This window comes from Desulfobacter latus (genome assembly GCF_013389365.1).
In the GTDB taxonomy this organism is placed as follows: domain Bacteria; phylum Desulfobacterota; class Desulfobacteria; order Desulfobacterales; family Desulfobacteraceae; genus Desulfobacter; species Desulfobacter latus.
In genome coordinates this window covers 1-20740 of record NZ_JACADJ010000052.1, presented here as the reverse complement: position 1 = coordinate 20740, position 20740 = coordinate 1, and the positions used below count along the sequence as shown (strand labels likewise).

The 20740-nt window shown below is 49.4% G+C and carries 19 protein-coding genes; 8 read left to right on the top strand and 11 right to left on the bottom strand.

Annotated features, from left to right (window positions below):
- Window positions 1–32: 32 nt before the first annotated feature.
- Window positions 33–539, bottom strand: a complete 507-nt coding sequence (locus HXW94_RS13340; RefSeq protein WP_178367399.1) for a hypothetical protein — start codon at window positions 537–539, stop codon at window positions 33–35.
- Window positions 540–721: 182 nt separating this feature from the next.
- Here HXW94_RS13340 and HXW94_RS13335 point away from each other — a divergent pair, with 182 nt between their 5' ends.
- Window positions 722–1735: a YbgA family protein gene (locus HXW94_RS13335; protein WP_246294013.1), complete on the top strand. Its 1014-nt coding sequence runs from the start codon at window positions 722–724 to the stop codon at window positions 1733–1735.
- 48 nt (window positions 1736–1783) lie between these two features.
- On the top strand, window positions 1784–2857 hold the full coding sequence (locus HXW94_RS13330; RefSeq protein ID WP_178367398.1) for a patatin-like phospholipase family protein: 1074 nt from the start codon (window positions 1784–1786) through the stop codon (window positions 2855–2857).
- Between the two features lie 84 nt (window positions 2858–2941).
- Here HXW94_RS13330 and HXW94_RS13325 read toward each other — a convergent pair whose 3' ends face one another.
- The 3 genes from HXW94_RS13325 to fbaA all read right to left on the bottom strand — a co-directional run bounded on the left by HXW94_RS13325 (window position 2942) and on the right by fbaA (window position 5909).
- Window positions 2942–3850 (bottom strand): exopolyphosphatase, encoded by a 909-nt coding sequence (locus tag HXW94_RS13325; RefSeq protein WP_178367397.1) that lies wholly within the window; start codon window positions 3848–3850, stop codon window positions 2942–2944.
- A gap of 11 nt (window positions 3851–3861) precedes the next feature.
- Complete coding sequence (locus tag HXW94_RS13320; RefSeq protein ID WP_178367396.1) at window positions 3862–4689, bottom strand: purine-nucleoside phosphorylase; 828 nt, start codon at window positions 4687–4689, stop codon at window positions 3862–3864.
- A 188-nt stretch (window positions 4690–4877) separates the two neighbouring features.
- On the bottom strand, window positions 4878–5909 hold the full coding sequence (gene fbaA / locus HXW94_RS13315; protein WP_178367395.1) for a class II fructose-bisphosphate aldolase: 1032 nt from the start codon (window positions 5907–5909) through the stop codon (window positions 4878–4880).
- 379 nt (window positions 5910–6288) lie between these two features.
- On the opposite strand from fbaA, the gene HXW94_RS13310 reads away from it, so the two are divergent.
- The 5 genes from HXW94_RS13310 (at window position 6289) to HXW94_RS13290 (ending at window position 9583) form a co-directional block, all read left to right on the top strand.
- A complete protein-coding gene (locus HXW94_RS13310) occupies window positions 6289–6708 on the top strand; it encodes a hotdog fold thioesterase (protein ID WP_178367394.1) in 420 nt (139 codons plus the stop codon).
- Between the two features lie 67 nt (window positions 6709–6775).
- Window positions 6776–7369 carry a TrmH family RNA methyltransferase gene (locus HXW94_RS13305; RefSeq protein WP_178367393.1) on the top strand — a complete coding sequence of 198 codons (594 nt, stop codon included), beginning with the start codon at window positions 6776–6778 and terminating at the stop codon, window positions 7367–7369.
- Window positions 7366–8145 carry an NAD(+) synthase gene (nadE, locus tag HXW94_RS13300; protein WP_178367392.1) on the top strand — a complete coding sequence of 260 codons (780 nt, stop codon included), beginning with the start codon at window positions 7366–7368 and terminating at the stop codon, window positions 8143–8145. The genes HXW94_RS13305 and nadE overlap by 4 nt, the downstream gene beginning before the upstream one ends.
- An 81-nt stretch (window positions 8146–8226) precedes the next feature.
- Window positions 8227–9006, top strand: a complete 780-nt coding sequence (locus HXW94_RS13295) for a transporter substrate-binding domain-containing protein (RefSeq protein ID WP_218576716.1) — start codon at window positions 8227–8229, stop codon at window positions 9004–9006.
- Window positions 8966–9583, top strand: coding sequence for a response regulator (locus HXW94_RS13290; protein ID WP_178367390.1), 618 nt, complete (start codon window positions 8966–8968; stop codon window positions 9581–9583). The genes HXW94_RS13295 and HXW94_RS13290 overlap by 41 nt, the downstream gene beginning before the upstream one ends.
- Window positions 9584–9759: 176 nt before the next feature.
- Here the strand turns inward: HXW94_RS13290 and hcp are convergent, their stop codons facing one another.
- From hcp to HXW94_RS13270, 4 genes are all read right to left on the bottom strand, one after another.
- Window positions 9760–11403 (bottom strand): hydroxylamine reductase, encoded by a 1644-nt coding sequence (gene hcp, locus HXW94_RS13285; protein WP_178367389.1) that lies wholly within the window; start codon window positions 11401–11403, stop codon window positions 9760–9762.
- Window positions 11404–11577: 174 nt separating this feature from the next.
- A complete protein-coding gene (locus HXW94_RS13280) occupies window positions 11578–12831 on the bottom strand; it encodes a (Fe-S)-binding protein (protein WP_178367388.1) in 1254 nt (417 codons plus the stop codon).
- A gap of 1 nt (window position 12832) precedes the next feature.
- A complete protein-coding gene (locus HXW94_RS13275) occupies window positions 12833–14206 on the bottom strand; it encodes an FAD-binding oxidoreductase (RefSeq protein WP_178367387.1) in 1374 nt (457 codons plus the stop codon).
- A 60-nt stretch (window positions 14207–14266) separates the two neighbouring features.
- The gene (locus HXW94_RS13270) at window positions 14267–14536 is read right to left on the bottom strand and encodes a hypothetical protein (protein WP_178367386.1); all 270 of its coding nucleotides are present in this window, start codon (window positions 14534–14536) and stop codon (window positions 14267–14269) included.
- 286 nt (window positions 14537–14822) lie between these two features.
- Here HXW94_RS13270 and HXW94_RS13265 point away from each other — a divergent pair, with 286 nt between their 5' ends.
- Window positions 14823–15782 (top strand): YitT family protein, encoded by a 960-nt coding sequence (locus HXW94_RS13265; RefSeq protein ID WP_178367385.1) that lies wholly within the window; start codon window positions 14823–14825, stop codon window positions 15780–15782.
- A gap of 33 nt (window positions 15783–15815) precedes the next feature.
- Here HXW94_RS13265 and HXW94_RS13260 read toward each other — a convergent pair whose 3' ends face one another.
- Genes HXW94_RS13260 through HXW94_RS13250 form a run of 3 tightly spaced genes read right to left on the bottom strand, consistent with a single transcriptional unit; the run spans window position 15816 to window position 20475 of the window.
- Window positions 15816–16943, bottom strand: a complete 1128-nt coding sequence (locus tag HXW94_RS13260) for an osmoprotectant NAGGN system M42 family peptidase (protein ID WP_178367384.1) — start codon at window positions 16941–16943, stop codon at window positions 15816–15818.
- A gap of 4 nt (window positions 16944–16947) precedes the next feature.
- Window positions 16948–18684, bottom strand: coding sequence for an N-acetylglutaminylglutamine synthetase (gene ngg, locus HXW94_RS13255; RefSeq protein WP_178367383.1), 1737 nt, complete (start codon window positions 18682–18684; stop codon window positions 16948–16950).
- Window positions 18685–18702: 18 nt separating this feature from the next.
- The gene (locus HXW94_RS13250; protein ID WP_178367382.1) at window positions 18703–20475 is read right to left on the bottom strand and encodes an N-acetylglutaminylglutamine amidotransferase; all 1773 of its coding nucleotides are present in this window, start codon (window positions 20473–20475) and stop codon (window positions 18703–18705) included.
- Between the last annotated feature and the right edge of the window lie 265 nt (window positions 20476–20740).

Here is a 20740-nt window from a genome sequence, read left to right as displayed (position 1 = left end):
TTAATCATTTTAAAACGCAATATATATGAAACTCACAGGGTTCTGGGATCATAGGCCCAGTGAAGCAGCACCTGACGCTGTTTGGGTCTGCAGGCACCTAAACCCGGTGGGCAGTTGAGGCGGATGGCCTGGACATGGCGGCGGATGCCTTTCCAGCGTTTGATCTGCCGCAAATCTTCTTCAGGCATTCTTCGGCCCATAAAATACCGGCAATACCATTGAAACCAGCCCCGGGGATCGTCCGGATGAATCCAGCCCTTTTCCTGCCAGACCGATAGAGGCAAAGAGGCATCCACACCGTAAAAATTAAGCGTAATATCTTTTTTCCCGGGAGAAAGCCTGGCCGTTTCAAACCAGTCATCCGGGAATTCATCCCGGCAATCGGTCATGTAACAGCCCCCGAAAATCCCTAAGGCCAGAAGTTCCTTTGGCGGAAGGTGGGGCTGGAACTCCGGATGAAACGCTTTGCCGAGCGGGGCTGTCAGCTCGTAAGTATAGCCTTTCTGGAACTTATCGTTGACCGTGATGATTCTGTTCATGAGGGGCCTGACTCCTGAAAATAAAATATACACTTTGATATCTGTTCTGAAATCTATATACTTAAAGAGATTCTGTCAATTCGATGAAATTTCATTTTAAACGGGCTTTAAGGCCAAACCGACTCGAAACGGCTAAAAAACTTCATGTATTATGGAAATGGAAACAGTCCAAGGGAGGAACCATGACCGACAAAACCAAGATGGCAACAACGGAGACTGCCAAGACCCAAATCGATATCGCCAAAATCAAAATAGGCGTATCCGCCTGTCTTCTGGGAGAAAAGGTCGGCTATGACGGGAATCACCGCCATGACCGCTACTTGACCCAGACCCTTTCGCTTTTTGTTGATTATGTGCCTGTCTGTCCCGAAGTGGGGTGCGGCATGCCCATTCCCAGGGAGGCTGTGCGCCTGGTGGGGGATCCTGATGCCCCGCGCCTGGAAACCCGGAATACCCATGAGGATAAAACCCAAATGATGACAGACTGGCTTCCCGGAAAATTAACCGCCCTTGAAAAGGAAAACTTGTGCGGATTTATATTTAAAAGCAAGTCCCCGTCCTCAGGCCTTTACCGGATAAGGGTCTACGGCGATGACGGCAAGGTTCGGAAAACCGGAACAGGAATTTTTGCAAAAGCGTTTTGCGATCATTTTCCCAGGGTACCTGTGGAAGAAGCGGGACGCCTCAATGATCCCAAATTAAGAGAAAATTTTATTGAAAAAATCTTCACCCTCCGGCGGTGGCGAAAGCTGATTGACGCGCAGAAAAGTTTGGGGGGCCTTGTGGGCTTTCATACCCGAAACAAACTGCTGATTCTCTCCCACAGCCAGGACCATTACCGGCAGCTGGGCAAGCTTGTGGCCAAGGGAAAAGAAATCATCGCACAAGAGGGAATTCAGGAACTTTTTGACCAATATGAAGTCCTGCTTTTAAAGGCCCTTGACCTGAAAACCACCACAAAAAAAAATATCAACGTACTCATGCATATTCTGGGATTTTTTAAAAAAGAGCTGACTTCGGATGAAAAACAGGAGATGCTTACGCTATTGGACCAGTACAGGCAGGGCTATGTTCCTCTGGTGGTGCCGTTGACCATGATCAACCACTATGTGAGAAAATACGACAAATCATGGCTTAAGGATCAGACCTATCTCAATCCCCATCCTTTTGAGCTGAAATTGCGGAATTATTTTTAATGGCGTCTTCCGGATAATTATTGTTGATCTGTATTTTAAGGTAATCCCATGTCAGACAATCTCACTATCCTTGCCGGCACAACAGCGTACCGCCATATTAAAGAAAACGGTCTTGCGCCTGACGATATTGATGCCATGCTCGGGGCATCGGGCGCCGCCAAATGGCTCTGCATTTACGGGCTTGACTCCGCAATTTTTTCCCAGTGGTTTTCCGGCCGGACAAGGCCCTTGCATCTGTTCGGCACCTCCATCGGGGCATGGAAATTTGCCGCAGCAGCCCAGACCAACTGCCGGGAGGCTTTTGACCGTCTCAAACGCGCCTATATCCATCAACATTATAAAGGCAGCGTCTCGGCCGTTCAGATATCCAGGGAAACCCGGCGCATCATGAATGAATTTGTCACAGACCAGTCCATTGATGAAATTTTGAATCATCCATGGATTCGCATTGGGTTTTCAGCAGCCCGGTGCAAAGGGCCCATCGGCTCAAGACACACTGCTGTCCAGGCCATTGGTTTAGGACAGGCGTTTGCCCTGAACGCAATATCCAGAAAACTTCAACAGTTCTGTTTTGAACGTGTTTTCTTTCATCATCCCCAATATAATACCAGGATACTGGCGGAAGATTATTTCCCCACAACGTCCATCCCCCTTGACCGAAAGAACTTTCCCAAAGCAATTCTGGCATCAGGGTCCATCCCCATGGTCATGGCGGGCGTAACTCATATTGCAGGCGCACCCGAGGGCACTTACCGGGACGGCGGTATTCTGGATTACCACCCGGCGTTTTCTTTAACCGCGGAACAGACCGGTTTTATCCTGTATCCCCACTTTTATTCGGAACTGATCCCGGGATGGTTTGATAAAAAATGTCCCAAACGAAGGATTAAAAGCAGGGCTATGGACCGGATGATTCTCCTGGCCCCGTCTCCCGGATTTGTTTCCCGCCTGCCCTTTGGCCGCATCCCGGACCGCCGGGATTTTGTCCGGCTCATGGGACGGGATAATGAAAGAATCCAGGCCTGGAACAACGCCGCGGATATGTGCCGGGTGCTGGGGGATGAATTTATGGAAGCTGCGGAAAGCGGTTCCATCAGGGACAACGTTAAAAAAATTGAATAAATTTTATGGGCCGAGATGGTCTATCAACACCCCGGCACACCCCACAACAAACAATGCAAGGCTAAAATAGGCGCCGCAAGCGCTTCACCCTCTTGTCTCTTGATTCTTGTTAGCCTTTAAAACATCCAGAATTTCGTCAATTTTTTCCTGGGCATATCGGGCATCCAGGGTGCATCCACCGGCCCCGAAATGTCCGCCACCCCCATATTGGGCAAGTATGTATCCCACATTCACCCGGCATTTGCGATTGAAAATGCTGTGCCCGACACTGACAAGAACCTGTTTTTTATCCTGCCCGGCATACCGTATCTTTACACTGGCAATGGCGTCTGAAAACAAAGAATAGGTCAAAAAGCGGTTTCCCGAAGGAACTTTTTCAAGGCTTCTGAAATCGGTCACGGAGACACGACCAACCATGGTGGTATAGGTTTCCAGGTAATTTTTAAATGCCTTATTTTCCTCAATCACTTCCCGGCACCGGCGATCCACCTCGGGGTCTTTTAATATGAACTCAATATCCGTTTTGCCAAGCATACCCACCAGACGCTCCCAATAGGGGATATCCTGAAAATCGTCATTTTTAATGGTCATGGACAAAATCAGATACGGATAGTTTTCAGGCGCTTTGACCTGTTCCCGTGTCAGATCAGCAGAGTCAATCATGTCGGTCTGCGCCACCAGTTCATCGAAGCGACCGTCCAGAAAACTTTGGGCTTTATAATATTTATAGATAACACCTGCGGCGGACGGTGCAATGTCAAAGGCCCCGGGCACGTCCTGGTCGGGTTTGTTGGAGATATGGTGATCAAACCACAAACAGGCATGGGGATGCCAGGGAAGGTTGGCAAGGATGTCGCCATCCTGGATATCAGCGGAACCTGACTGAATAGCATTGGGCTCCAACCAGTGTATCGGCAAAGACGATCCCAGGGCCTGGTGTAGAAGGACTGCACAGACAATGCCGTCAAAATCAGGGCGGGTGACGATTCTCATGGTATTTCCTTTTATACGGGTTGTTCAACTACACCGGTAATAATCCGGTTCAATTTTTCAGATGCCTTTGCTGCCGTATCAACCACAGCCTCCAGGGTCGTCTGCTCAGGCGCGTCAGGATCATTGATATTGGTGATCAGGGAAAGCCCCAGAATCTTCATATCGGCATGAACCCCGGCAATGGCCTCCATTACCGTGGAAAACCCCACGGCATCGGCGCCGATTATTTTCAGGAACCTTGTTTCCGCAGGCGTTTCAAGGCTTGGCCCCGAAAGACCGGCATAAATTCCGGAGTGCAATTGAATATTTTCCTGCGCAGCAACCCCAATGGCACGTCGTCCCAAATCCGGGTCATATACCCGGGTCATATCTGGAAAGCGAAGCCCAAAGGCATCCTCGTTCGGACCTGCAAGGGGATTTTCGCCGGTGAGGTTGATATGATCCCGAATGAGCATAATGTCTCCGGCATGGTAATCCAGATTGATGCCGCCGGCGGCATTGGTAAGTATAAGCATGGGCACCCCAAGGGCCTGAAGCAATCTTACCGGAAACGTGACAAGCTGTGGGGAATATCCTTCATACAGGTGCAGCCGGCCCTGGAAAACAAGAATATCCCGGCCGTTAAGACGCCCCTGGACAAGCGCCCCCTTGTGGCTGTCCACTGTGGCTCTGGGAAAATGGGGCAGCCCCGCATAGGGGAACACCTGGTGAACCACAAGGTCAGTCAAGCTATCGGAGAGGCCTGTACCTGTAATCATGCCGGCAACAGGCTGCACCTGCATACGTTCCTGTATAAATTGTACACATTCCTGGATTTTATTTATAAATGATAGAGACATAACTTAATTCCTTTAAAACGACCTGACTTTCCGCTGAGTTGAAACCCAACCCGATACAACCATTTGCCAGCGAATAATGGGAAGGAACGCTTTTTTTGTCAAGTAAATTAGCTGAAGAACGATGCAAAAAAAGAGTAACACAAACGTCTATCTCTTTTGCCGGGGTGGTTTTAAATCGGAAATATCAATCAAATATTTTTTCCAAGGGAAGTACCTTCCGATCTTAAGTCCCGGCAGGCCTGCATGATCCGGTCAGCCATGCCCCGTTCAGCTTTTTTGCCCCAGGAGCGGGGGTCGTACACTTTTTTGTTGCCCACGTCCCCTTCAATTTTAAGCACACCATCATAATTTTTCAGCATATGGTCTGCCACGGGCCGGGTATAAGCATACTGGGTGTCTGTATCCACATTCATTTTAACCACCCCGTAATCAAGGGCCGCGTGGATATCTTTTAATTCAGAACCGGACCCGCCATGGAACACCAGGTCCAGCCGGGTGTCAGCGCCAAGCGCTTTGGCCACGGCCTCCTGGCCGTCTTTTAAAATTGCGGGTTTAAGCACCACATTACCCGGCTTGTACACCCCATGCACATTACCAAAGGTGGCGGCTAAAAGAAACCGTCCCATGGAACCCAGTTCCGTTGCAGCCAGCACCATATCTGCGGGTGTTGTATACAGTTTTTCTTTTTCCACACCCGACGTATCATGCCCGTCTTCCTCGCCGCCGACCACGCCGGTTTCAATTTCCAGGATCAGGTCATTGGCCACACAGGCCGCCATAATTTTTTTGGACGCGGCAATATTTTCAGCCATGGGCAAAGCAGAGCCGTCGTACATATGGGAACTGAACAGATTGGGCAGTCCCTTGGCACGGCGCGTTGCGGTCTCTTGGATCAGGGGCATTAAAAACGAATCCACATATTCAGGATGACAGTGATCCGTATGAAGGGCAATATTGACATCATAACAGGCCGCCATGGCATGGGCAAATTCAGCCAGGGCAATGGCTCCTTTACAGGATTGGCCCACCCCCAGGCCGGAGGCAAAACCGCCGCCGCCTGTGGAGACCTGGATAATTCCATCGCTGTCGGCTTCCTTGAATGCCAGAAGAGCGGCATTAATGGTTTCGCTTGAGGTGATATTAATGGCCGGATATGCAAACTTGTTTTGTTTGGCGTTATCCAGCATCCGGCAATATTGCTGATAATTAACAATGGGCATGATGGCGGTTCCTTGTTTTATTGATTTATTGTTTTATTGAATTGTCAGGATTGCATCAGGAAAAGGCGTATAACGACAAAGCCGATGTCGTTTCCTTACCAGGCGATAAAAAAATGTAATTTTCCCAATACTATTCGAATCTTCAATCATACCTCATTAGAGATAATTTTAAAATCATCTTTTTTAGAGCCTTAGATTCCGGTTTTGCAGATATACAACAGCCGTTATTGCAAAGTTCATTTAAATCCAATATGTAATAACCAACGACGCAATCGGCATAGCACCAAAAGAGAAATGGCACGAACAATGATAGACAATGCAATCTATTGAGCCCGAAAGCGTTTAGGCCAAATCAGGATAACGAAATTAAGGACAAAACATGATCTGGAAAAAAGAGTTCACTGTTGATGATATGAACCGGTTTAAAGCAAATACAATGATGGGTCACCTGGATATTACGTTTGAGGAAAAAGGAGATGACTTTCTGACCGCATCCATGCCCGTGGACGCCCGCACCCATCAGCCCATGGGCATCCTCCACGGCGGGGCTTCGGTGGTCCTGGCTGAAACCCTTGGCAGTTGTGCTTCCCTGATGACCCTTGAGGAAGGATATTACAGCGTTGGCCTTGAAATCAAGGCCAATCACATCAAACGTATATCCCGGGGCCGGGTCACGGGGCGAACGACACCGTTACACTTAGGCAGGACCACCCAGGTATGGGACATAGACATTAAAAACGATAAAGGGAAACTGATCTGCGTGTCACGCCTGACCATAGCGGTATTAAAACAAAGTTAAGCGTTTTTGCAATTTTTACGGCAAGGGTGTATAAAAAATACATGAAACTTAATTAGGAAAAAGAGTCATGAGCTCTTATAAAGCAAGAATGATGATCAAGGAGGCAAAGGAAGAGGCAAAACGCCGATTTCGCCGCCACCGGAATAAAAATCGGCTGGCCACCCCGGGTATCCACAAATGCATCATTGTTCTGGACGGTCTGAAACCCACCTTTAACATCGGCAAAATATTCAGAAGCGCAGAAGCCTTTGGCTGCCATGAGGTCCATCTTATCGGCACGGATTTTTTTGACCCGGCACCTGCCAGGGGGGCATTCAAATATGTACCGGCAAAATTCCACAGCCGCTTCATCTCCTGTTACGCCGAACTTCTTGAACGGGGATATACCCCCTTTATACTTGAACCGGGCCGGGGAAATCCGGTGATGAATGAGACTCTGCCTGAAAAAAGCGCTTTTGTGTTTGGCCACGAGGAGTTCGGTATCAGCTTTGAACCGGACCTTTTCCCGGAAATAAAGCGCTTGACCATTCCCCAGTACGGGCGCTCCCAGAGTCTTAACGTCAGTGTGGCCGCCTCCATCATCCTGTACGAATATACCCGGCAGTTTGCCTGCCCGAATTTGGAAACCCAAGCACGCCTCCCATGTAAGGAAAAAATATGAACGCAGAAAAAGTGGCTGCCCACATCATCAACTGGCTGAAAGACTATGTTGACACATCCGGATTAAAAGGATTTACCGTCGGCGTATCCGGCGGGATTGATTCCGCTGTCACATCAACCTTATGTGCAAGGACCGGTTATCCCGTCATCGTCCTGAACATGCCCATCCACCAGGCATCCGACCAGGTCTGCCGAGCCGGCGAACACATTGCCCGGCTGTCCAAAACCTATGACAATGTCACCGGCCACGATGTCAACCTGACGCCGGTGTTTGAACAGGTAAAAACAACTTTACCGTCAGATATTCAGGATGGCCTGACCATGGCCAATACCCGGGCCAGGCTTCGCATGCTTACCCTGTATTCATTTGCTTCCCACCACCGTATGCTTGTGGCCGGCACCGGCAACAAGGTGGAGGATTTCGGCGTGGGATTTTACACCAAATACGGAGACGGTGGGGTAGATATCTCCCCCATTGCAGACCTGATGAAAACCGAAGTATATGCACTAGGCCGCTATCTCGGTGTAAGTCAGGATATACTGTCAGCCCGGCCGACCGACGGGCTTTGGGAAGACAACCGTACCGACGAAAGCCAAATCGGCGCATCCTATGAAGAACTCGAATGGGCCATGGCCTATGAAGCCGGTGACAAGAGCCGGGATATAACAGACCGTCAGAAAAAAATCCTGGAAGTATACCGTAAATTTAACCGGACCAACCGCCATAAAATGGAACCCATTCCGGTGTGTGTTATCCCCGAAGAGCTGAAATTATAAATTTAAGCCATGAACGATTCCTGGAATGCAAGTTTCTGTACCGACTTTATTAAACAGATTCCCCAAACTGGTGGACTGTTCATGGCCGTAATCTTTTTTATATGCCTTCACATCAATTATGCGGCAGCCGCAGACAACCATCCCAAGCCGGGCAAAGGACCCGACAGAATTGTTACCGTCGGAACAGATCATGACTATCCGCCCTTTGAATATGTGGATGAGCAAGGAACCCCCCGGGGGTTTAATATTGATCTTTTAAAATCCATCGCCGAAACCATGGGGCTGACCCTGAAAATAACCACAGGCCCATGGAAAAAGATTCGCTCGGCCATTGAGAATGGTCAGTTCGATATGGTTTCCGGAATGTATTATTCACCGGAGCGGGATATGAAAGTTGACTTCAGCGTCCCTTTTATTCTGGTCCATCAATCCATGTTTACCCGGGATGACACGGACGTTCACAAATTTTCCGATCTAAAAAACCGGGAAATTATTGTCCAGGCCGGGGACATCATGCACGATTATGTTCTGAGCAACCAGATCACCCCCACAATCATAGCGGTAAATAATCCCCTGGACGCCATACGTCTGCTGGCATCAGGAAAACATGACGCGGCCCTGCTACCCAATCTCCAGGGACAATATTTTTCACGAAAATACGATATTACCAACATCAAGGCTGTAGAGCCGGTTATTCCAGGTCAAAAATACTGCTTCGCCGTGGCTGAAGGCGACCGTGAACTTGTTGATATGCTGGACCAGGGATTAAGCATTCTCAAGGCCTCGGGAAAATACCAAAAAATCAGAGAGCACTGGTTTGGTGTTCTGGAAGACACAAATCAACTGCTTTTCCACCATTGACAAGTCCATTCAGGAACGCATTTTTGATCCTTTTTTCACCACCAAGCCGCGTGGCCAGGGAACAGGGATGGGGCTCTCTGTGGTACACGGGATTGTCAAAAGACATGGCGGCCATATTCAGGTTGCAAGCCGTCTCAATCAGGGCACGTCCTTCCGGATAATCCTCCCGGTTTATACCGGGGCAAAGTTAAACATTGATGCCCCGGTACCCATCATGGGCGGCAGCCAACGGATACTGTTCATTGACGATGAAAAAGATGTTGTTGATGTATGGGAGCGAATTTTCACTTCACTGGGATACCAGGTTACCGCAACTGAAAGCCCCCGGAACGCCATGGATCTGTTTCAACAAGCCCCGGAAAAGTTTGACGTTATCATCACGGATCTTGACATGCCGGAAATCAACGGATTGTCACTGATACGTGCATTTAAGGATATCCGGCCGGACATCCGGATCATTGTCCATTCAGGGATTAAAACCCGTGAATATGAACAGGGGGCTGCAGATCTTGGCATCACCTGTTTTCTTCAAAAACCGGCCTCAATCGAAAAAATGACCCAGTCCCTGCAAAAATAATCAGCTTAGGCCCATAGCCATGACCCTTAAATTAGCGCTCTTTGGGCGGGCTGTTAGGTGCTGGGTACTGGGTGCTGGGTACTGGAAATTCCTATACTCTTAAACTTCCGGGTAGAAGCATCGGTTACCCGGAAGTTAAATTATTTCGGACTCATTCCTTAAGTTAAAAAATATTTCTAATTGCCTGCCATCATTGCGTTAATATCGGCTTCAACATCACCAATGGGCTTGATATCAAAATTTTCAACCAGTACATTCAATACTGTCGGCGAAACAAACGCAGGCAGCGTGGGGCCTAACCGAATCCCCTTAACCCCCAGGTGCAGCAATGCCAACAGAACAGCCACGGCTTTTTGTTCATACCAGGCGATATCAAAGGAGATCGGCAGGTCATTAATGTGATCCAGTCCAAATGCATCCCGCAGTTTCATGGCGATCACAGCCAGGGAGTAACAATCATTGCATTGTCCTGCATCCAGCACCCTTGGAATTCCGCCGATGTCGCCCAAATCAAGTTTATTGTACCTGTATTTTGCACACCCGGCGGTGAGGATCACGGTATCTTTGGGTAATTTTTCAGCAACTTCGGTGAAATATTGCCTGTCTTTATGACGGCCGTCGCATCCGGCCATGACGATGAACCGTTTAATCGCACCGGATTTAATTGCATTGACAACCTTATCCGCCAGGGCCAGCACCTGATTGTGTGCAAATCCGCCAACGATTGTGCCGGTTTCTATCTCTGTGGGAGGCGGGCAGGTTTTTGCCAGTTCAATCATCTTTGAGAAATCTTTGGCGCCGCCGGCTGTTCTGTCCGGAATATGCGTTGTGCCCGGATAGGAAACAACACCGGTCGTAAAAACCTTGTCCTGATATGTATTTTTCTTTTTAATGGGAATGATGCAGTTGGTGGTCATCAGGATGGGACCGTTAAAGGTTTCAAAATCTTCATTCTGGTGCCACCAGGAGCCGCCGTAATTGCCTTTCAGGTGATCGTATTTTTTAAATGCAGGATAATAATTGGCAGGCAGCATTTCCCCATGGGTATACACATCAACGCCCGTTCCTTTTGTCTGCACCAGCAACTCTTCCATGTCTTTCAGGTCGTGGCCGGAAATCAGAATGCCGGGGTTTGTACCCACACCGATATTGACTTGCGTTATCTCCGGGTTGCCGTAGGCCTGGGTATTGGCCTGGTCCAAAGCCGCCATTGTGGTCACCGCCATTTTACCGGCTTTCATGACCATCGCGACCATGTCATCAACACTCAGGTCCCGGGTGGTGGAGGTTAATGCCTCATAGATAAAATTCCAGATCTCCTCTTTAGTGACACCAAGCACAGCGGCATGATCCGCGTATGCACAAATCCCTTTCAGGCCGATGACCAGAAGCTCCCTGAGTGATCTGACATCTTCATTTTCAGTTGAAAGAACACCAACGGTTTCTGCTTTGGCTTGAAATGCTGAACTATCATCCGAAAACCAGGTTGCACAATCATGAAGACCTGAGCCGACTTTATCTTTAACGCTATCGAACAATTCTTTTTTAACAGCCTGGGCACGGAGAATCCAGGTAATAAGGTCTTCATCATTAAAGTTGACATTTGTAATCGTCGTAAACAGCCCTTCAGCGATAAATTGCCCATTGGCCGCCGGGACATCCAGATCTGCCTCTTTTGCTTTTTGGGCAAGAACAGCGATCCCTTTTAAATGATAGATCAACAGATCCTGAAGATTTGCCGTACTGCCCTTTTTCCCGCACATACCATTAATGGTGCATCCCTGATTTTTTGCGGTTTCCTGGCATTGAAAACAAAACATGTAACGTCCTCCTTTTTATTGATTAACGGCTAAATGATTCCTTACGTCGCAGGTACAATATACGATTTAAAAAGCGCAAAAACCTTGATCTGGATCAATTCAGAAAGAAAAAATAGGGCTTGATTCTATTGTCGGCCATTTTTTGCAGGGGCAATCCCCCTGTGGTTGCCCTCGTCAGACCAGGCATTGAGCGGCAAGGCGTGCCGGATGAACGACGGTTAACCCTGCGGCCTGATCAAGATAGCCCCCCAGATTTATCCGGCATACCGGGCAGTCGGTCACCCAGAGATCCGCCCCTGTGGCTTTAGCGTTGACCACCTTTTTCGTTGCAATATCCCCGGACACTTCAGGATATTCATAGAAAAAAGTGCCGCCCCCACCGCAACAGGCGTCCATATCCACCGCCGGAATATATTCAACACCCTGCAGTGCATTCAAAAGTGCCTGGGCACTTCCCGGAGTGGGCATAAAATTTCGCAGATGGCAGGGCTGGTGATAGGTGACACGTACCGCTTCATCGTTTTGGATAAAATCTTCGGACCTGGTATGGGCCATGATAAAAGTGCTGATATCCACCACTTTTTCCGCCACACGATTTGCCGCATCCTGATCCAGACCAAATTCTTTTGCAAGCCCAGGATAGTCTTTTTTCAACGCCGCACCGCAGGTGGGGCAGTCCACAATGACGGCATCAATACCCTGGGCATCCAGACAGGTTAGGTTGGTGTTGACATTGTTTTTGACTTTTTCCCGGCCGCCGTGGAAAAGCATGGGAATACCGCAGCAGGTCTGGGTTTTGGGAATGATCACCTCAACCCCCATGTGGTGTAGAATGTTCAGGACGGCAAAGCCGGTATCATCAAAAAGGTAGTTGGTGGCGCAACCTGTAAAATAAGCCACCCGGGCGTATTTCAGCGATGAAACACGTTTTGATTTATGCCCGGGCATATGTTTCATCGCTTCCTGGGCTGCTGTCCTGAATGGAACCTTATTCAAAACAGGAAACTGTTTTAACGCGATGTTACCCAGCCGGTATTTTTCAGCAAACGCCTGGGGAACAATCTTCCGGGCCATTGCAGCCGCACTTGCCGCCATCCTGATGCGGGACTCCTTTGCCAGAAGATAGACCAGGCTTTTGATTTCGGGCATATCCCCGTGATCCCGGATCATCTTTTCGCGCATACGTATATAGCGTTCAGGATGATTGATACCCGCAGGGCAGATGTTCGCGCAACTGCCGCACATCAGGCATTTGGAGATAATTTCCTTGAGTTTTTCAGATGACCCCACTTTATGGCCTGAAAAAAAATCAATGAGCTGTATGCGGGCTCTTGGGGAGGCATCTTCGGTGCCCTGGGCCTGATAGGTCGGACACACAGACAGACAGAACCCGCACCGGTTACAATTTTGTCCGTATGAATCAGCCATATTATACAAACTTCCCAGGATTCAAAATGCCGTCCGGATCCACGGCGTTTTTAATGACACCCATGAATTCAATGGCATCTTCATTCATAACCAAAGGCAGATATTCGGTCTTGGCAAGGCCGATGCCGTGTTCACCGGACAGGGTGCCGTTCAGGGAAGCGGCTGCGGCCATGATCTCGTCAAAGGCTTTTTCCACCCTGCCCCACGCTTCCTTATCGGCTTTATCCGCCGGAATCATGGGATGCATGTTGCCGTCGCCGGCATGGGCCATCACCCCCACGGTGAGTTTATATTTATCTGCGATATCCACGATCATACGAGTCATCTCCGGAATTTTGCCGGCCGGCACCACAATATCTTCCGTGTACAGATTGGGTGAAAGCTTGGCAAAGACCCCGTAGGCCGACCGTCTTGCCTGCCAGAGTTTTTCGCGTTCCGCCTCTGACTTGGCAACCTCAATGTTTACAGCCCCGTTGGCTTCAAGTTTTTCGGTAATTTTTTTTATCTCTTTTTCACACGCCTCTTTCACCCCGTCCACTTCGATCAGCAATGTCCCTTCGGCATCCACCGGCAGTCCGATATGGGCCTTTTCTTCAATGGTCCGGATGGTGGTCTTGTCCATCAATTCCAATGCCACCGGCAAAATACCGTCACCAATGATATCGGCCACGGCGTTTGCCGTATTGTCCAGATCATCAAAGGTGACAAGCAGCGTGGACACACTTTCAGGCAGGGGCAGCACCTTGAGAATCACCGAGGTGACCATACCCAAAGTGCCTTCGGACCCGCAAAACAAGCTGGAGAGGCGGTAGCCGGTGACATCCTTGACATTGCGGCTGCCGAAACGCACCACCTTTCCCGAGGCCAGCACCACCTCCATGCCCAGGATATAATCAACGGTTACCCCGTATTTAAGGCACCGGGGACCGCCGGCATTCTGGGCGACATTGCCGCCAATGGTGGACACGGCCATGGAGCCGGGGTCCGGCGGATAAAAAAAACCGAACGGGGCCAGGGCTTTTTGAAGATCAGCATTAACCACGCCGGGTTCCACAATCACGTACCGGTCTTTGGTGTTGATCTCAAGAATCCGGTTCATTTTTGAAAAGCACAGTACCACACCGCCTTTGGCCGGGATACTGGCCCCGCACACCGAAGTGCCCGCGCCCCGGGCCGTCACCGGTATTTTATGGGCAGAACATATTTTCAAAATATTGGACACCTCATCCCGGGTACAGGGAAACAGAACCAGATCGGGCATGGCCTCTTCAAAATAGGCATCATAACAATAACAGGTTAGCTGCTCGGGGGAATCAAAACATCTGTTTCTACCCACGATCTCTTTGAGGTTGTTTACGGCATCTGGGTTGATCATCTTTATATCACTTCAATATTAGAATTGCTGCTATCGTGCCAAATATGAAAGCGAGCGCTGCTACTCAGCCGCGCGGCTTTTTGCGTCGGCGACAGTAGCCGTATTATATGATTTTGTTTTTTCATTCTCGGAATTATTTATTCTTCGAACCAAAGGAATAATAAAAACAAGACAAGAAATTAAAAATAAAACACTACCGATAAAGGTCAACGTATCTTGATTCTTTAAACTTGATGCGATGAAAAATATGGCACATAAAACAAAAAGTATCCAACCTACTAAATGTAGCATATCCTCTTTTTCTTTGTGGTTTCTCTCGATTTTTTTCATTCTCACTTATCTATCGGGATAACATTTGAAAAGTAAACATATCCAACCCACTACAATTAAAAAATATCAATGGAAAAAAATCTTACCACTATTGTAAATAATTCGCAAAGGTTGCCGTTTAAAATTTTCAATATAATGTAACCTGTTGATCTATTTGATGGCAAGTGCCCGATTGATGACATCCCTTGTTGTTAATTCAAGGATTTGATATATCTGCATTGTAGCGGATTTCATTGAATCCGGCGAGTTGTTCCATCCCCTGGCCTGAGATGGGAAGGAGTCCAATTTGGCACGAAAAAGACTGAAAGAAGCGGTGAAACAAAAACTTGAATCTCCCGGTTGGCAAAAAATCCTGCGGATTCTAAACCAGCAGTTGGCCATTACACTAGGTGCGGCGCTCAACGCCTTTGCCTATGTATTGTTTCAAATGCCGTACAACCTGGCTGCAGGCGGGGTATCCGGACTGGGGATTATCGTAAACAATCTGACCGGATTTTCCCCGGGCCTGTTTTTTTTTACGGCAAACATTCCATTGTTCATCCTTGGCTTTTTCGCCTTGGATAAATGGCGGTTTTTGTTTACCTCCACCCTGGCGGTGGTGGTGTTTTCCGGTGCCACAGAATTTTTTATTGTCAACATGCCAACGATTTTTACTCAATTCCCCATCACTGAGAACAAGCTTTTGGCAACCATATACAGTGGGCTGCTCATTGGCATTGGTTCGGGTATTATCTACCGTTTTGGCGGCACCATCGGCGGCACATCCATCATTACCCGGATCATTTACAATAAAACCGGGTTTCCCATGTCCCAGTCCGGCCTGTACGTGGATGTAATAATCATTGCCCTTGCCGGCTTTGTGTTCAACTGGGAAACCTCGTTACTGGCTTTCCTGGCGCTTCTGATCGCAGGCATGAGCGCAGATTTTGCCATGGAAGGGACCAGCCAGAGGCGCACCCTGATAATTATCACCCGACACCCCGAACCCCTGCGGTATGCCATTATCAACGAATTGAAACGCGGCGTGACCATGTGGCCGGTCAAAGGCGGATATTCCGGAGAAGAACACACCCTTTTATATCTCACCGTACTGCGCTCCCGGGTGTATGACGTAAAATTCATCATTAACCGCATCGACCCTGATGCATTCATGGTGGTCGGCGTATCCCAGCAGACCTGGGGTGGATATACCCAGAAAAAGAAAAAAACGAAACCAATGGTGTCAGACCATGGTATCGATCCCTAAGCCTTCAGGGCTGCAGGCTTAGGAACGGAAAAATCAGGTCTCAATATTAATGGGGTCACGGGTGGGCTGGTGGGGAAATCCGGTGATTGACCCCATTTTGTCTTTATCCCTGTTAAAGGTGGGATTGCTCTGAATATATGCAAGGATAAGGTTTTCCACCTGTCGCAGACTGCTGATATTCGTACGTTCGTTCCCGTGGGAGGCATCCACACCAAATCCCACCAAAGCCGTTCTGATGTCACTGCCGGCTTCAATGGCCGAGGCTGCATCCGACCGGTAAAATTCAAACAAATCCTTATTAAATGATATGTCATTTTCCCGGCACAACTCGGCAAGCTTTCGGTTTAGATGGTAATCAAAGGGACCGGACTGATCCATCATCACCAGGGTGGCATCATACTCGGTGGAGTTCTGCCCGGGCGCGACCATGGCGGAATCAATGACAATCATTTCCGTGATATCGCTGTAGAGTACTTCCGTGGCCCCTACGCCCACCTCCTCATTGATGGTAAACAATAGGTGGCAGTCTACGGGCAGGGTGATGCCGGACCGGCAAATGGTCCGGGCCACGGATAACAGCACGGCGGCTCCGGCCTTGTTATCCAGGTGGCGGGCATTGATAAAGCCCTCATATTCATCGATTTCCGGACAGGGGTCCACGGCAATGAAGTCGCCCGGGCAAAAGCCTTTAGCTTCAAGGTCTGCCTTGTTATGGCACCGGGCATCCACCCGGACTTCAATCTGGTTCCATGAGACCGGTTGGGTATCCACGGTATCCCCGTACACATGACCGGAAGCTTTTAAGGGAAGTACCCGGCCTCTGAATTCCCGGCCATCGGTGAACACAGTCACCCGCGCTCCTTCAGCAAACCGGCTGGACCAGGTGCCAATGGGCCGGATAGCCAGTCGGCCGTTGGATTTCAAACGACTGACCATAGCGCCCAGGGTGTCGAGATGTACACATACGGCCCGGTCCAGGGTACTGCCTTTGCCGGAAAGCGTGGCCCGGATGGCACCGCGCCGGGTAACATTATACGGGATGTCCAGCGTATCAAGCTCATTGCACACATAGTGGACAACCTGGTCGGTATACCCGGATGGACTTGGGATCTGAAGCATGGAGATCAATTGTTCCAACAGATAGGCATCACTGATTTTCATGGCATTATTCCGTTACAGTTTCTGGAAATAGAAAGTCAATAAATCGTTGGGCCGTGGACTGGGGTTCATGGTTGGCCAGGCCCGGACGTTCATTGGCTTCAATAAAAGCATAATCGTCTCCACTGACATCCGGCACCATGAAATCAAGACCTGTGACCGGGATATCCAACGTCTGACTTACGGTTACGGCTGCCTGTTTCAAGGCAGGCGAGATATCATCGGTCACATCATGGATGGTCCCGCCGGTATGGAGATTCGCTGTTTTACGAACCACCACAGTGCGGCCTTTTTCAAGAACGCTTTCATAATCCAGCGCTTCTTTATTCAGGCAACGACGGGTTTCGGCATCATCCGGGATAAAACTTTCTCCGCCCGTAGCCGCCATCCGCCGCCGGTTGTGTTTTTCGATCAGTTCACGAATGGCGTGGCTGCCCGTACCGGTAATGGCCGGTGGTTTTCGTACGGCAGCGGCCACAACGTCATGATTGATCACAATAATTCTTACATCTTCGCCTTTAACATAGGTCTCAATGAGAATATCCGAGCAAATCTCAGCGGCACTTTCTATGGCGGTTTCAAGCTCCCCGGGTTCACTGATATCCACACTGATTCCCGTGCCCTGCTCTCCTCTGGCCGGTTTGACCACCACCTGCCCCTGCTGTAACATAAACGCCGTGGATGTGTCCATATCTTTATGCCGGATCTGTTCCGGGGTGCGGATGCTGGCCCGGGAGACAAGGTTCCGGGTCAATCGCTTGTCATCACACTTGGTCATGGCAACAGCAGATGTCATTTCAGACAACGATTCCCGGCAGGTGATGGAACGGCTGCCCAGACTCAAATTAAAAAGACCGTATTCCTCATCAATGACATCCACGATAATACCGCGCCTTTTTGCCTCGTCGGCAATGAGCCTGGCATAGGGGTTCATCTGCTGCACAGCGTCGTGATCCGCCACATACAAGGTCTGATTGATGGAATTTTTACGCTTGATGCAGAAGACCGGCACCCGCTGGAATCCCAGTTTTTCGTACAAAGGAATGGCCACCTGGTTATCATGCATGACGCTGGCATCAATAAAGGCCCGGCCCTTGGTGAAATAGTGGGCGGCCAGATGGCGCACCAGACACGAACCCACTCCCGGAACCCCGGCCTGGGGATCCACGGCCAGGGACCACAGGCTGCATCCATTTTCAGGATCATTAAAGGCCGCCACATGATCAACGCCCGTAATGGTGCCCACCACCTGGTCGCTGTCAGCCGGCTTGGCCACAAGATAGGTACGAAGTTTTGTGGCCCGCTTGTCCAGAAGAAAATCAGGGTCTGCCCCTTTCATATGGCATTTGGCATAAATCCGGTTGACCTGGTCGGCCTCCTGCCGGGTGGACAGACGCTGAATGGTAAGTATCCGGCTGTCTTCCGTTTTTTTACGGCTGTGGTCATAATGCCACAGCCGAAAGGTGTGGGAGGGATCCAGAAACAGTTTATCATGCGCCATGGCAATGATCACATGGGGATCAATGACGTACATGGCAATATCCCTTGTGTCCCGACCGTGGGAACACATGGCGTCTACGATGCGTTCGTTACTTTCAAAGGTATGCCCGAACACCAGGCGGCCCCACCCCATTTCAACAAAGGCGTTGGGCTGCATAGTGCTGGTGGCGGGATTTTCTATCTTTTCCCAGTTCCGTAAAGACTGGCCATATTTTTTTTCTATTCTGTGACTGTTTTTACTCATGTTTAACCTTCCTGGTTCCTAAATCCTATGTTCCTGCAACCAGAATTCTAAAAGCGCCACCTGCCAGAGTTTTGATCCCCGCAATGGGGTGATGTGTTGGTCTGGGCTTTCCAGCAGCGAATTGATGTAAATGTCCTGGATGACTTTCCGGTTTTTACAGGCCGGGCTTTCAACAATCGTTTTCACAAAGTCAAAGTATTCGCCCCGGATATATTTCAAAGCCGGCACCGGGAAGTACCCCTTGGGCCTGTCGATAACTCCGGCAGGAATGATATCCCTGGCCGCCTCTTTGAGAATATGCTTGCCCCCGTGACTGATTTTCAACTCGGGCGGAATTTTAGCGGCCAGTTCCACCAGTTCATGGTCCAAAAAAGGCACCCGGGCCTCCAGGCTTGCGGCCATGGTCATATTATCCACCCGTTTGACGGGGTCATCCACCAGCATGACAGTGGCATCCATGCGCAGGGTCTTGTCCACCGCTGCCCGGGCGCCGGGCAGGGCAAACTGCTGTTCAATAAACTCTCGGCTGAAATCTTTATCCCGGAATCTTTCATGAACCATATCGCAAAATTCCTGGTGGGAGCGGTCGCAGAATACCTTTGCGTAATCAGCGGCCGGATTTTGACTGTCCATCATGGGCGGATACCAATGATACCCCCCAAAAATTTCGTCTGCGCCTTGACCGCTCTGAACCACTTTGACCTGTTTGGCCACTTCCCGGCTTAAAAGATAAAAGCCGATACAGTCATGGGAGACCATGGGTTCGCTCATCGCCCGGACACAGTCGGGCAGATTCGGCAGAACCTTTTGGGCATCTGCCTGGATTTTGTGGTGATCGGTGTCGAAATGCCGGGCAATAATATCGGAATATTCAAACTCATCGCCCTTTTCCTCGTCCACAGTTTCAAAGCCAATGGAAAATGTTTTAATATCCTTTTGTCCGGCATGGGCCAGCAATCCCACAATCAGGCTTGAATCAAGCCCGCCGGACAATAGCACGCCGACGGGCACATCCGCCACCAGGCGGCGTTTGACGGCGTCCATCAAGGTGTCGAACAGCAGGCGCTTCCAATCTTCGAAATCATAGCGCTCTTCTTCGCTGTCCCGTCTGAAATCAAGAGACCAGTAGGATTGCTCGACGGCTGCGCCGTTGTGTTTCACCGTCATGGTGGTACCGGGGCCAAGTTTGTTCACCCCCTGGATCAGGGTGTAAGGGGCCGGCACCACGGCATGAAAGTGCATATAATAATGCAATGCCCTGGGCGAAATCTGTTTTTCGATGCCGTCTGCTTCAAGCAGGGCCGGCAAAGCGGAGGCAAAAACAAGGCGCTGGTCTGTTTTATGATAATACAACGGTTTAATGCCCAGCCGGTCCCTGGCCATAAATACCGTGTCGTTGCGCTGGTCATAGATGACAAATGCAAACATGCCGTTAAATTTTTCCACACAGGATTCACCCCAGCAGTGATAGGCTTTAAGGATCGTTTCCGTATCCCCTGTGGATGAAAAGGTGTATCCAGCCTTTATCAGGCGTTCACGAAGCGCTTTGTAGTTGTAAATAGCGCCGTTGAATACCAGAACCAGGCCTAAATGTTCATCCACAAAAGGCTGGTTGGAAGCATCCGAAAGATCAATAATCTTCAAACGCCGGTGACCAAATCCGATCGAACCCTTTCTGTATATGGCCCCATGCTCCGGGCCCCGCCGAATCATTTTATTATTCATTTTTGCAATTGTTTCATTGTTTGCGGCCGTACCGTCAAACACAATTTCACCACAAATACCACACATAAAAAATCATCCGTTCATGATAAGTTTTAAATTTAGAGTATAGGAGTTTCCAGTACCCAGTACCCAGTACCCAGTACCCAGTACCCAGTACCCAGCACCTACCAGCCCGCCCAAAGGGCGCTAATTTAACAACGCATTGGAACTTTTATCTAAAATATCATTGAAAATATGTTGATTTCCCTGCCCTTATTGTCAGGCAGAGGCAGGGCGCCCTTAAGGAAAACCAAATCTGTAAAAAGAACACAATTAATTTTATATCGTATTC